Origin of the sequence: Roseibium sp. HPY-6 (assembly GCF_040530035.1) — a bacterium.
GTDB lineage: Bacteria > Pseudomonadota > Alphaproteobacteria > Rhizobiales > Stappiaceae > Roseibium.
The window spans coordinates 1,847,086-1,858,981 of sequence record NZ_JBEWCD010000001.1 but is presented as its reverse complement, the minus strand read 5'-3'; the positions used below and the strand labels follow the sequence as shown (position 1 = coordinate 1,858,981).

12 protein-coding genes are annotated in these 11,896 nt (G+C 56.7%); 6 read left to right on the top strand and 6 right to left on the bottom strand.

The genetic code is table 11. The annotated features are described in order from the left end of the window. Positions 1-194 precede the first annotated feature (194 nt). Both ABVF61_RS08690 and speB read right to left on the bottom strand, forming a co-directional pair. Positions 195-539: a RidA family protein gene (locus tag ABVF61_RS08690; protein ID WP_353993118.1), complete on the bottom strand. Its 345-nt coding sequence runs from the start codon at positions 537-539 to the stop codon at positions 195-197. Beyond that, complete coding sequence (speB, locus tag ABVF61_RS08685) at positions 536-1,588, bottom strand: agmatinase (RefSeq protein WP_353993117.1); 1,053 nt, start codon at positions 1,586-1,588, stop codon at positions 536-538. Before speB ends, ABVF61_RS08690 begins: the two co-directional genes overlap by 4 nt. Before the next feature lie 122 nt (positions 1,589-1,710). On the opposite strand from speB, the gene ABVF61_RS08680 reads away from it, so the two are divergent. Together ABVF61_RS08680 and ABVF61_RS08675 are read left to right on the top strand one after the other, a co-directional pair. Further along, positions 1,711-2,625 (top strand): LysR family transcriptional regulator, encoded by a 915-nt coding sequence (locus ABVF61_RS08680; protein ID WP_353993116.1) that lies wholly within the window; start codon positions 1,711-1,713, stop codon positions 2,623-2,625. Between the two features lie 279 nt (positions 2,626-2,904). Beyond that, the gene (locus ABVF61_RS08675) at positions 2,905-3,336 is read left to right on the top strand and encodes a DoxX family membrane protein (protein ID WP_353993115.1); all 432 of its coding nucleotides are present in this window, start codon (positions 2,905-2,907) and stop codon (positions 3,334-3,336) included. 181 nt (positions 3,337-3,517) lie between these two features. On the opposite strand, the gene ABVF61_RS08670 is transcribed toward ABVF61_RS08675, so the two are convergent. The 4 genes from ABVF61_RS08670 to ABVF61_RS08655 all read right to left on the bottom strand — a co-directional run bounded on the left by ABVF61_RS08670 (position 3,518) and on the right by ABVF61_RS08655 (position 7,666). Further along, positions 3,518-4,465, bottom strand: coding sequence for a GntR family transcriptional regulator (locus tag ABVF61_RS08670; RefSeq protein ID WP_353993114.1), 948 nt, complete (start codon positions 4,463-4,465; stop codon positions 3,518-3,520). 177 nt (positions 4,466-4,642) lie between these two features. Beyond that, complete coding sequence (locus ABVF61_RS08665; RefSeq protein ID WP_353993113.1) at positions 4,643-6,178, bottom strand: tripartite tricarboxylate transporter permease; 1,536 nt, start codon at positions 6,176-6,178, stop codon at positions 4,643-4,645. A gap of 32 nt (positions 6,179-6,210) precedes the next feature. After that, on the bottom strand, positions 6,211-6,738 hold the full coding sequence (locus tag ABVF61_RS08660; protein ID WP_353993112.1) for a tripartite tricarboxylate transporter TctB family protein: 528 nt from the start codon (positions 6,736-6,738) through the stop codon (positions 6,211-6,213). 103 nt (positions 6,739-6,841) lie between these two features. Then, positions 6,842-7,666: a tripartite tricarboxylate transporter substrate binding protein gene (locus ABVF61_RS08655; RefSeq protein ID WP_353993111.1), complete on the bottom strand. Its 825-nt coding sequence runs from the start codon at positions 7,664-7,666 to the stop codon at positions 6,842-6,844. 428 nt (positions 7,667-8,094) lie between these two features. Between ABVF61_RS08655 and ABVF61_RS08650 the strand changes: the two genes are divergently transcribed. The 4 genes from ABVF61_RS08650 to otnC all read left to right on the top strand — a co-directional run bounded on the left by ABVF61_RS08650 (position 8,095) and on the right by otnC (position 11,863). Continuing rightward, complete coding sequence (locus ABVF61_RS08650) at positions 8,095-9,180, top strand: isocitrate/isopropylmalate dehydrogenase family protein (RefSeq protein WP_353993110.1); 1,086 nt, start codon at positions 8,095-8,097, stop codon at positions 9,178-9,180. Positions 9,181-9,263: 83 nt separating this feature from the next. Continuing rightward, on the top strand, positions 9,264-9,938 hold the full coding sequence (locus ABVF61_RS08645) for an aspartate/glutamate racemase family protein (RefSeq protein WP_353993109.1): 675 nt from the start codon (positions 9,264-9,266) through the stop codon (positions 9,936-9,938). A 3-nt stretch (positions 9,939-9,941) separates the two neighbouring features. Continuing rightward, complete coding sequence (gene otnK, locus ABVF61_RS08640; protein WP_353993108.1) at positions 9,942-11,225, top strand: 3-oxo-tetronate kinase; 1,284 nt, start codon at positions 9,942-9,944, stop codon at positions 11,223-11,225. Beyond that, positions 11,222-11,863, top strand: a complete 642-nt coding sequence (gene otnC, locus ABVF61_RS08635) for a 3-oxo-tetronate 4-phosphate decarboxylase (protein ID WP_353993107.1) — start codon at positions 11,222-11,224, stop codon at positions 11,861-11,863. Before otnK ends, otnC begins: the two co-directional genes overlap by 4 nt. Positions 11,864-11,896 lie beyond the last annotated feature (33 nt).

The window sequence follows — 11,896 nt, the reverse complement described above, 5'->3', positions numbered from 1 at the left end:
GTGCTTCACGTATCGGTTCGGCGGCGCGATCCGGATGGCAAAGATCAGCACCTTGCACGCCGCGTGGAAGTGAAAGCGGGTGCATCGGTGCTGACCTTTTTTAAGGGTTCAGGGCGATCAGGCAGCGGCGGGTTTGGACAATCCTCACGTCAATGCGCAGGCGATTTTCCAGGTCCGGGATCGCCTTCTGCAAGTTAATTCCTGGCTGCGACGATCATGACTTCGACCAGGAATTCAGGCAGAACAAGCTTGCTCTCCACACAGGCGCGCGCCGGTGGATTTTGCGGGTCTATCCAGGCGTCCCACACCTTGTTCATGGCATCGACGTCGGACATGTCTGCGATCCAGATCTGAGCCGACAGGATGTTCGACTTGCTGCTGCCGGCCGAAGCCAGAAGCCGGTCCACTTCACCCAGCATGGAGCGGGTCTGGCTTTCCACGTCCGGGCCTTCGCCGACTTGGCCGGCAAGATAAACCGTGTCGCCGTGGATTACGGCCTGGCTCATGCGGCTGCCTTTTTCGAGGCGTTCTATGGTCATTTGTTGCTGCTCTCTGTCTTGGGGAGGGAGGGAGAAAACTGCATCAGGCTCAGGATTTCGAAGAGCATCTGGGCCCCTGCATGTGCGGTGTTGGTCGTCTGGTCATAGGCGGGCGCGACTTCGACAACGTCGCCGCCAACAAAGTTTAGACCCTTGAGGCCGCGGATCAATCGAAGAGCTTCCCGCGTCGTCAAACCACCGATTTCCGGCGTGCCGGTGCCAGGTGCGAAGGCAGGGTCCAGACTGTCGATGTCGAAGGAAAGATAGGTCGGACCACCGCCGACCACCTGCCGTGCTTTTTCGATGATTGCCGGGAAACTTGAATCGGTGATGTCTTTGGCTTCGACAACGGTCATCCCGGACATTTCAGAGAACTCCCAGATGTAGCCGGCCGCCCCTCGGATGCCGATCTGGATTGTCCTTTCCGGATCCAAAACACCGTCGAGCACGGCATTGCGAAAGGGCCCGCCATGGTGAAACTTCTCGTTTTCATAAGAGCCGCCGGTATCGCAGTGCGCATCGATATGCACCATGCCGACCGGTGTATTCCTGCCAAGTGCACGCAGGATCGGATGGGTGATGGAATGATCGCCGCCGACGCCGATCGGGATCGCACCAGCCCGAACGATCTGTGCCACATAGTCCTCGATTTCCCGGTGGCTCCGGGCAAGATCGAAGCGGCTGCTGAAGGGCACATCGCCGATATCGGCCACCGCCATCTCATGCAAAGGCGCGGTTTCCAGGCCGTCGTTATAGGGCCCGACCCGCTCGATTGACCGCAGCGCCCGCGGGCCGAAACGGGATCCGTTGCGGTTTGTGACGCCAAGATCCATCGGGGCACCATAGAGCGCAACCTGAAGCCGGTCCGCCTTTTCCAGGGTCGATTGCGGCGCATCGAGCAGCGTCGGTATTCCTGAATAGGGCGCAGGACGCTTGCCGCCTTCGGAAAAAATCTTGTCGGCGATTTTTTGGTATTTCGGCGTGAACAACGTTCCACCGTCCGCATCGCCGAATTTTTCCCGAAGGGCCTGGAGTTTTGCGTCCGCCATCTGCTGCTCCTCAATAAACTTCAGGTGTTGGGATACGTTGGTTTTTAAGCTCCAAAAAGTTGAACTAAGCGAAGATCTTTTGCATAAAAATGCATGAGTTGAGAACAAGGTCTGGAAGATAAATGGCAAGGCGGAAAAGTGCGTTTTCAGGTAGCGTCAGCGGCGCGGATATTCGCCTGATGCGGATCTTCAAAACGGTGATCGAGTGTTCCGGTCTCTCAGCTGCCCAAACCGAGCTGGGGGTCGGCGCTTCGACCATCTCGCGGCAGATATCGGATCTGGAAACACGCCTCGGGATCCGGCTCTGCCATCGCGGCCGCAGCGGTTTTTCTCTCACCCAGCAGGGGGAAATCGCTCTTGAGCATATCGACCGTCTGCTGGCGGCGGCCGATGAGTTCGCTACCAGCGTTGCCTCCATCAACCGCCAGCTGGTGGGCAAGATCGACATCGGCATGATCGATTACACGGTTTCGGACAGGCGCAATCCGCTCGTTTCGGCAATCCGGCGGTTTAAGGACGACGCTCCGGACGTTGATGTGAGCCTGATGACAGGTACTCCGGCCGAGGTGGAACGTGCCGTGATCGATGGCAAACTGCATTTCGGGATCGTGCCGGACTACCAGAGGCATCCAAGCCTGAAATATCGCCACCTCTATGACGAAGACGTCGGTCTGTTTTGTGCCGGAGAGCATCCGTTGTCGCTTGCGCTGGACGCAGGGGAGACGTTGAGCGAGGAAGACATTTTGCAGCACGCACTGGTCTATCGCGGCTATTTTGAAAGCAACAAGCTCCGAAACCTGAAACAGAAATTTCCGGTCGGCACGATTGTCTTTCAGACAGAGGCCGTCCTCGCCCTTGTCGGGGCCGGTGTGTATCTCGGGTTTTTCCCGACACATTGCACAAACCAGACACTTTACGATTTCAAGGAGCTCCGGCCGGACGTCTTTCAGTATTCGTCCCCGATCTGTGCCATCTGGCGCAGCGACCGCCACCAGTCTGCCGTCTTGCAACAGTTTTTGGAATTGATCTCGATCTGACATCCACCCCCTCTCCAGAGAGCGGGCGCTAGCAGACCGTTGCAAGTGTCAGCGGACCGAAGATCGTAATAGGTCAACCTGCTTTTTCAGCGGTCTGCTTCGGGCCGACTTGTGAAAGTCATCATATGTCGATCCGTTGCCTTCCGGCTTCTTGGCAGAGCTGGTAGAGACCAAAGCGTCTGTGCGTGTCATCCCGCATACTGTCGCGGCGGCATGGTTAGGCTTAAAAATCGGCGCAAGGTAATCGCCCTCGCGATACCTGCAGCAATGGAGTGTCTGATGTTTGCCGAAGACCGGCTCCCGTGTCATCGCGGTTTCACCTGGGTCGCACGCTTTCTGTTCACGTCGCTTTTCTTTCTGTCGGGCGTAACGCACTTTACCAATATTTCCCACTACGTGTCCCTGATGCCCGGGGCGATTCCCTTTCCCGTGTTCCTTGTTCTGGTCTCGGGTCTCGTGGAGCTGGCTGGTGCCGCGATGATCCTCTTTAACTGGCGCCCGCGCCTTGGAGGCTGGCTCCTGATCCTTTTTCTGGTTCCGGTCACGCTTGTTGTTCACGGCTACGAGCTGTTCACGCAAGAGGATCCCATACTTTGGGCCCATCAGCAGGCGCATTTTTTCAAAGGGATTGCGCTGATCGGAGCAGCGCTCCTGATTACGCAACTGGGTGTCACGCCTTCGAAGGCCTCTTTCGAGGGAAGCGCCTCTTAACGCTGAGGTGTGCTCGCGTGGCAGGACGCAGCCCTAGTGCGTGAAAGTTGCTCCCGCGCCGTTCCACATATGATTTCCGGCATGAAGGGTGCGGAGCGCTCCGAATTTTTGGGTGATGAATGGCAAGTTGACTGTTCTGGATTTGATTCACAAATCGTGGCTACAAGGAACCCGGTCTGACTCAGACTTTTTGGGAAGCGCTCCCGTTCGCGTTGGTCTCCAGTGGATGCCCCGTATCTGATGACCATTCCCACGCAATTGGCGACTTGCGTTTCAGCGCTCCACTCAAGTGTTGCCTCATTCTGTACGAGGCATCGACAACGTTGCCGCTTTCCAGCAAATCGACAATCTCCAGATGCTCCGTGCACTGTTCGATCAATCGCTCGTGGTTGATCTCTGCCCGGTACTCCATAAGACGCCGCATGCGATTGACCCTTTGCAGGGCCATCAGGAAAAAGGGATTTCGTGAGAGAGAAATCAGCTCTTCATGGAACAGAGATCCGTTCTCGAGGAGTCTTTCTGCAGGCACAGCGGAAAAGTCCATCTCAAGCATCTCTTCCTGGATGCGGCGCTGTTTTTCGAGAACCTTGCGGTCCAATTCGAAGGTCGGCTCGAGCATTGCGACCGGTTCAATCGCCATGCGAAACCGATAGATCTCGTCAAAAGCGCTTGCTGTTTTGGCGACCGGCAAAAACCGCCACCCATAGCCTTCTTTCCGCTCAGCCCATCCCTCTCGCGCCGCGCGCACCAGGATCTCGTTCATCTTGGCTTTGGACCAGTCATATTTCTGGCGTAGAAACTGTTCCGTAACCTCTTCCGGCAACCGGTTCACCAGCCAATCGTCGGCCAGCATCTGGTAGTCGTCAGCGCCGGTCGCCCACTTGTCGGAGAGGAGCTCAGGCACGTTATTCGATGCCGTTTCCGAAACGAAGTATCCTCTGTTGGCTTCCCGCACGAGGAGGCCCTGTTCTTCCAGAAACTGCATGGCCTCGCGTACCGGTGTCCGCGAAACGCCATAGCGATCCGCCACCTGTTGCGCGCCCAGATGCTGGCCTTTCGCAAGACTTCCGGTCGAGATTTCCTGAGCAATTCGTTTTGAAATCCGGTTCGAAAGTTCGCTTGACGACAAGACACGCACTCTTCATTGGGCTTGGATTGCGATGACAAGATTGCACATCAATATTCGGATTACGCAATTTTTTCGGCTTTTGAACAAGGAAAATTCATGTGCGTCTGATCCGCCCAAGGGAAGTCACCGCCAGGTGACACCGCGCTTCGGGTCTGTCTGTTCGTTGTCCTGTCAAATTTATACCTTGTTGGAAAGGCCTTCCCGGGCACTTTTCGAGCGGACCAGGAGCGCCAGGACAATCGGCAGGACCACAATCGCAAGCAAGACGATGAAGAGCACAAGGGAGACCGGACGTTCCCAGAACAGATTCATCGTGCCTTGCGAAATGATATAGCTCTGCAGGAATGTTTCTTCAGCCATCGACCCGAGCACCAGAGCCAGCACTGTTGCAGCCGGCGAATAGCCATATCGCTTCATCGCAAAACCGATCAGGCCGCTCACGACCAGGATCCAAGTCTCGATGATACTGGCATTGATGGCGAATGCGCCGATAATGCAAAGGAGCACGATGACCGGCACGACATTCACGTAAGGCACATCCAGAAACTTCACGAAGAGCGGTATCGCAAAGATGCTCATCGCGATCAGGATCATGTTGCCGAGATACATGCTGGCGATCAGACCCCAGACGAACTCCGGGTCGTTCACAATGAGAAGGGGGCCGGGCTGAAGGCCCCACATCAGGAATGCGCCAAGCAATACGGCGGTCGCACCGGAGCCTGGAATGCCCAGCGAAAGCAGCGGAACCATCGCGCCGGCAGACGCGGCGTTGTTGGCAGCCTCGGGAGCGACCAGTCCGCGCATCTCGCCCTTGCCAAACTTTTCCGGGTCCTTCGCAACCTTCTTTTCCACCGAATAGCCGATTATCGAGCCCAGTGTAGCGCCCGATCCGGGCAAAACACCGGCAAGGAAACCGATCCCGGACCCTCTCCAGAAGGTCCAGCGCGACTCGTAATAGTCCTCTTTTGACGGCCAGAATTCCTTGTCGCGGAAACTGATCCGTAGGCGCTTTGTGGGCTGGCGATGCTGTCCGTTGTAGACACAGTGCAGCAATTCCCCGATGCCGAAGAGACCGATCGCAACAGCCACAAAATAGACACCGCCTATCAGCTCGGGCGAGCCGAACGTGAAACGTTGCTGACCGCTCATCACGTCGACTCCAACTGTGCCGATCGCAAAACCGATCAGGGCAGAAATGAACCCCTTGAACTTGTTGTCGCCCATCATCGTTGTCAGCATCAAGAGGCCGACCGCGATGATCAGGAAGTATTCGGATGGACCGAAGGAAGCAGCAAAATTCGCCAGTGACGGTGCAAGCGCCGTGATCAGCACGACGCCTACAGTGCCACCGAAGAAGGAAGCGATCGCCTGCATGACGAGGGCGGGACCAGCGCGTCCCTTTTGGGCGAGTGGGTAGCCATCAATCGTCGAGGCAACGGTTGCGGATTCTCCTGGCGTGTTGATCAGGATGGAGGTGATCGTGCCGCCATACATCGAGCCGTAGTAAATCCCGGCGAGCATGATGATGGCGATGGTTGGCTGCAGACCAAAAGTCATCGGGATCAGTACCGCGATCCCTGCAGCAGGTCCGAACCCCGGGAAGAGCCCCACGATCATGCCAAGAAAAGCGCCGATCACGAGAAACAAAAATCCCTCCGGAGACGCTGCCACGCTCAGGCCAAGAGACAGGTTCGACGCAATGTCAGCTAGCATTTGCGTTATCCTTTTTCAGATAGTGGCGGGCGTTAAAAACCAAACGGACTGATTGGAAGGGACGCGTTCAGCAGAACCTTGAACAGCCCGTACAAGAACCCGGGGAGGGCGACGCTGTAGATCAGGTTGCTCAAAACGTGAGCCCGGTTGAACGTGAAGAGGAAGGCCAGCATGAACAGAACCATGGCGAGGAATGCGCCAATGGGCTTCATGATCGCGACAAAGCCGCAGATGTAGAGAAAGACGATCAACACGTCGCGACCGTAATCCTGCCCGCCGTCGATGCCATGCGCATCAACGCCGAGGGCATCCGCCTTTGCCTCTGCTTCAGGATCGGCCTGGTGCCGCGGCACGATCCCGGATCTTCGCTGCGCGCTCTCTTCGCGCCAATCCCCCAACAGATTGACCGCACACGAAATCATCATCAGCAAGCCGATCAAAAGAGGGAAGAAACCGGCTGCAGGCCGTCCCGAAGAGGTGACGAGCGTCAGTGTGCTCAACCCATGGGCTGTATAAGCCACAGACAATATGAGCAGCCCTGCGGCGAACCACTTTTTCATCGGCCTCCCTTTCCGGCTTTCAAGCGGATTTCTCTCTGATTTTGTTTGTAAAATGCACCGCGGGCGCACCACCTATCGTGCGCCCGCGAAGAGATTGTCCGGGTTATTCCTGGATTGCGCCGATCTTCACCAGCGTGTCGCGGTACTGCGCACTCGTTGCAGCAAGGTAAGTCGCGAAGTCTTCGCCCCAGATCGGGTTGCCCGACATGCCGTTTTTGGCCAGGTATTCCTGCCACTCCGGCGTCTCAATCACTTCCTTGAGCGTGGAAATCCACCACTCCTGCGCGGCAGCATCGAGACCGTTCGGCATCACGACACCACGCGGGAGAGAGAAGCTGAAGTCATAGCCAAGCTCCATGAACGTCGGGACATCCGGATTGTTGGTGCTTCGCGCTGAATCGGAAAATGCGAGTGCTTTCAGTGTGCCTGCGTCAAGCTGACCGGCAGCTTCGGATGGATTTGCAACGACCGCATCGACACTGCCCGACGTCAACGCCGTCACCAATTCGCCACCGGAACCGATCGGTACATATTCGAATTCGATACCCGCGGACTGCGCAAACAGCGAGGCCGTCACACGTTCCGGACCTGCTGACCCACTGCCGGCGATCGTAACGCGCCCCGCCTTTGCGGCGTCCACGAATGCATCAACATCGCCAAAGTCGGAGTCGGCGCGGACCACGAGCAGCATCGCGTCACTCGCCAGAAGGCCAATCGGCGTGAAATCCGCGTAGGTCCAGTCCGTGTCGGCCACCAGAGGCGTACCAATGAAGTTGCCGCTGGTTGACGTCAACCGATAGGGGTCACCCGATTTGCCGGCAACATAGCTGAAACCTACAGCGCCGCTTCCCCCTTCCCGATTCTCAACCACGATGTTGCCGGGGTAGAGCTCGTATTTGCGCAGAATGTCTACGACGGTTCGGGACATGCGATCATTCCCGCCGCCCGGCCCAAACGCAATTGTATAAGTCAGGCGTTCGGACGGGTATTCCTCCGCCGACGCCGGGATTGATATCGAAGTTGCTACCGCGGCCGCGGCCGCCAAGAGGGTAAAGGTCCTTCGCTTGATCATCTGGCATCCTCCCTTTGATCGATTTGCATTTGTAGATGCTATAATGCAATACGTTATCAGATTGCATCTTGTCAAATAAAAATACAATTTTTGATGTCGTAACAAAGAATGTTATAAAGCCATTTGAAAACAGCGACTTAATTGCGTTACCTGCTAAGCATTGTGACTTTCTGAATTTTATTTTTTCTCGTTCAAAGGCAAAATCAATATTGAAAAATGCATATTAAATCGATAAAGAGCAATTTAAGTGAGTGTTTGAGAGCGCGTCTTTGAGGGACTGAGAAATGAAAATCATGACATTGCCCTGTGACGGGATTGGCCCTGAGATCATGGCAGCCACGCTTGAGGTCGTTGAGGCCGTGAACCGCCGTTTTGATCTCGGCATCACCTTTAAGGAGGAGCAGTCGGGCTTTACCAGCCTGAGAAATCACGGCATCACGCTTCGCGAAGAGGTCCTGGACCGGGCCCGTACCGAATTCGACGGTGTCATTCTCGGTACCCAGTCGCATATGGACTACCCGCCCGTTGCGGAAGGCGGACGGAATGTCTCGGCGGGCTTCCGTATCGGGCTGGATCTTTACGCAAATGTGCGCCCGGCACGTTCCAGGAGCTTCATCCCCAACAAGGCGCCAGATATGGACCTTGTCATCATGCGTGAAGCAACCGAAGGCTTCTATCCCGATCGCAACATGTTCAAGGGAGTTGGCGAGATGATGCCTGACCCGGACATGGCGCTTTCGATCAGGAAAATCACCCGGCACGGATCCATGCGTATTTGCCGTGAGGCTTTCAAGTTGGCCATGCAGCGCAGGAAAAAGGTCGCCGCAATTCACAAAGCGAATTCCTTTCTCATGACCGACGGCCTCTTCCTTGAGTGCTTCCGCGATGTCGCGAAAGACTTCCCGGAAGTGGAAACAGAGGAACTGATCGTCGACGCATTCGCCGCCTTGCTGGTGCGCAAACCCGAAACCTATGACGTTGTCGTTGCTACAAATTTTTACGGCGACATCCTGTCTGACCTGGCATCGGAATTATCGGGATCACTTGGGCTTGCCGGTTCCATCAACGCCAATGCCGAGACGGGTTTGTGCTGCGCACAGGCCCAGCACGGATCTGCTCCGGACATTGCCGGACAAAACATTGCCAATCCGACTTCCCTGATCCTGTCGGCAGCGATGATGCTCACGTGGCTTGGTGAGCAACGCAGGGAGCCGAAACTCATGCATGCCGGCCAGGCGATTGCCGATGCCGTTGATGCGGTGATCGATGACCCGGCCAATCGCACGCGAGACCTGGGCGGTACAATCAACACGGACTCTTTCGGACGTCTTGTCGCCGAAACCGTGAGCAGCCGGGCACAGGCAGCCTGAATCTTCCTCCCACGGACCAGGATGTCCGTGCCCTTGTGGTGCCGCAACGCTGCGGCACCACCTTTTTGACAGGAACACAATCCATGCTGTCTCGCCCGCGCCTTGCCCTGATCCATGCGACACGTGTTGCAATTGACCCAATCGAGAAGGCGGCGAAGGAGCTTTGGCCGGAAGCCGAGACAATTTCGATCCTTGAAGAGGGTTTGTCTGTCGATCGGGCGGTCACAACGGATCTGACAAAGGAACTCTCTGAGCGCATTCTCGGCCTTGCCCACTATGCCGAACTCGCAAAGTCGGACGGTGTCTTGTTCACTTGTTCCGCATTCGGCTGTGCAATCGAGGCTGCCGCAAACCAGTCGGACATTCCGGTTATGAAACCGAACGAAGCCATGTTCGACGCCGCCTTTGAATATGGCGATCGTGTAGCGATGATTTACACGTTCGAACCCGCCGCAAGAGGAATGGAACAGGAATTTCAGGAAGCATCCGCGTCCAGGGGCCGGTCGGCCACGCTTGTTTCCTATTTCACGGCAGCTGCGCTGGAGGCCAAGCGGGATGGAGACGAGGATACCCACGATCGTCTCGTGGCCGAAACCGCAGCAACGATCGAGAATGCCGACGTGATCCTGCTGGCGCAATTTTCCATGGCGAGTGCCGCACCGCTTGCGCGCACCAAAACAGCCATCCCGGTTCTGACAAGTCCGGACGCCGCCATAACGGAAATGCGCCAGCGCATCAAAGCGGTAGGAAGGAGTTAGATCATGCTGATCGGTGTGATCGCGGACGATTTCACGGGCGCAAGTGACATTGCCAATACGCTGGCGAAAGGCGTCGCTCCGGAAGGCGGGCTCCGAACAGCCCAGTATCCGGGCATTCCAAAGAACAAGGCAGCAGCAGATATCGATGCGGGCGTGATCTCTTTGAAAAGCCGTTCCGCGCCTGTGGAGGTCGCCGTGGCAGATTCGTTAAAGGCGCTTGCCTGGCTCAGGGATCAGGGATGCCGGCAGATCATTTTCAAATACTGTTCTACATTCGATTCAACAAGGCAGGGAAACATCGGTCCCGTTGCCAGCGCTTTGGCTTGCAAACTGAACGCCAGGAACGTTGTTATCTGTCCCGCATTTCCCGCCGCCGGCCGGAGCGTCTATCAGGGACATCTTTTTGTTCACGACAGGTTGCTGAATGAAAGCGGAATGGAAAATCATCCGCTGACGCCGATGACGGACGCGGACATTCGAAGAGTTCTTGCGGGTCAGATTGAAGGTGCCGTCGGACATCTTCCTTACCCTCAAGTTGCTCAAGGAACTCCGGAAATCGCTCGGGCATTCAGCGAACAAGCAGGGGCGGCAGACTTTATTGTCGTTGATGCGCTGCAGGACCGCGATCTTCTGGCCATTGGCGCTGCGCTCGCCGATGCCGCGCTCGTCACGGGCGGGTCCGGTATCGCCATGGGACTCCCGCGCAACTTTATTGCGAGCGGACAGGCAAATGGTCGCAAAGTCGAAGACCGGGCGGTGTCCGGTCCCGGAGCCATTCTCGCCGGGTCCTGCTCGGGCGCAACGCTCGGACAGATCGAGCACCACAAGGCGAACCATCCCGCTTTCCCGATTGAGGTCGAGGCCGTGATGTCGGGACGTGTGACCGCGGCAACGCTTGTCGACTTTGTAACGTCGCAATGCGATCCGGCACCGCTTGTCTATTCGTCGGGAAGCCCGCAAGCCGTTAAAGGATTTCAGGAAAAGTTCGGCCGCGAGGCAGTTTCAGATACGCTTGACACCCTCTTCGCCGACACCGCGCAAGCGCTGCTCGAAGCCGGTTACAGGCGGTTGGTCGTTGCCGGGGGCGAGACGTCTGGCGCAGTCGCACAGACACTTGCTGTAACACTTGGACATCCGCCAATGATGATAGGAGCGGAAATCGATCCAGGTATTCCTGTTCTGACCCTCGGTAAAGCCGACCCGGTCGCGCTCGCCCTCAAATCAGGAAACTTCGGCTCTGCGGATTTCTTTGAAAAGGCTCTCAGGATCATGGAATGTGGCGCGTGAGCTCCGAAGAATGGACGGCGCGCTACGAGATGGCGAAACTGGGGGCCTCGCTCTTTGAGCGTGGCTTTTCAGTCGGCACGGCTGGGAACATCTCCGTCAGGTTGTCCGACGGTATCCTGATGTCGCCGACAAATGCGCGTTTGTGCGATCTCGATCCGGACCGCATTTCAAAGCTGGGCATGGACGGCGAGCATGTGTCCGGAGACCGCCCGACAAAGGAGGTTTTTCTCCACCAGGCGTTCTACGACACAAGGCCTGAGGCCGGCGCCGTTGTGCATCTGCACTCCACTTGGGCGACGGCTCTCTCCTGCCTGGAGGAGATCGATCCGAACGACTGCATCCCGCCGCTGACGCCTTATGTCGTAATGCGCGTCGGCACGGTAAAACTTGTGCCCTACATCCGGCCAGGCGATCCTCAGAGCGGTGAACTCATTCGCGAACTTGGCGGCAGGTATGCGGCCGTCCTGCTGGCCAATCATGGTCCGGTTGTCAGCGGAAGATCTCTTTTCTCCGCGGTATGTGCGGCCGAAGAGCTTGAAGAAACCGCCAGGCTTCTGATGGCACTGGACGGGCGAAAGGTACGCTATCTGACCGGGCACCAAGTGGCGGATCTGAAGCAGACGTTTGGAACCATCTAGAATTATTCCCGAGGACAAAACGAAAGACGCAAA

Excerpts from the sequence above, each read along its gene's own strand:
- ABVF61_RS08690 (WP_353993118.1), bottom strand. The coding sequence starts at position 539 with ATGACCATAGAACGCCTCGAAAAAGGCAGCCGCATGAGCCAGGCCGTA.
- speB (WP_353993117.1), bottom strand. The coding sequence starts at position 1,588 with ATGGCGGACGCAAAACTCCAGGCCCTTCGGGAAAAATTCGGCGATGCG.
- ABVF61_RS08680 (WP_353993116.1), top strand. The coding sequence starts at position 1,711 with ATGGCAAGGCGGAAAAGTGCGTTTTCAGGTAGCGTCAGCGGCGCGGAT.
- ABVF61_RS08675 (WP_353993115.1), top strand. The coding sequence starts at position 2,905 with ATGTTTGCCGAAGACCGGCTCCCGTGTCATCGCGGTTTCACCTGGGTC.
- ABVF61_RS08665 (WP_353993113.1), bottom strand. The coding sequence starts at position 6,178 with ATGCTAGCTGACATTGCGTCGAACCTGTCTCTTGGCCTGAGCGTGGCA.
- ABVF61_RS08660 (WP_353993112.1), bottom strand. The coding sequence starts at position 6,738 with ATGAAAAAGTGGTTCGCCGCAGGGCTGCTCATATTGTCTGTGGCTTAT.
- ABVF61_RS08655 (WP_353993111.1), bottom strand. The coding sequence starts at position 7,666 with ATGTCCCGAACCGTCGTAGACATTCTGCGCAAATACGAGCTCTACCCC.
- ABVF61_RS08650 (WP_353993110.1), top strand. The coding sequence starts at position 8,095 with ATGAAAATCATGACATTGCCCTGTGACGGGATTGGCCCTGAGATCATG.
- ABVF61_RS08645 (WP_353993109.1), top strand. The coding sequence starts at position 9,264 with ATGCTGTCTCGCCCGCGCCTTGCCCTGATCCATGCGACACGTGTTGCA.
- otnK (WP_353993108.1), top strand. The coding sequence starts at position 9,942 with ATGCTGATCGGTGTGATCGCGGACGATTTCACGGGCGCAAGTGACATT.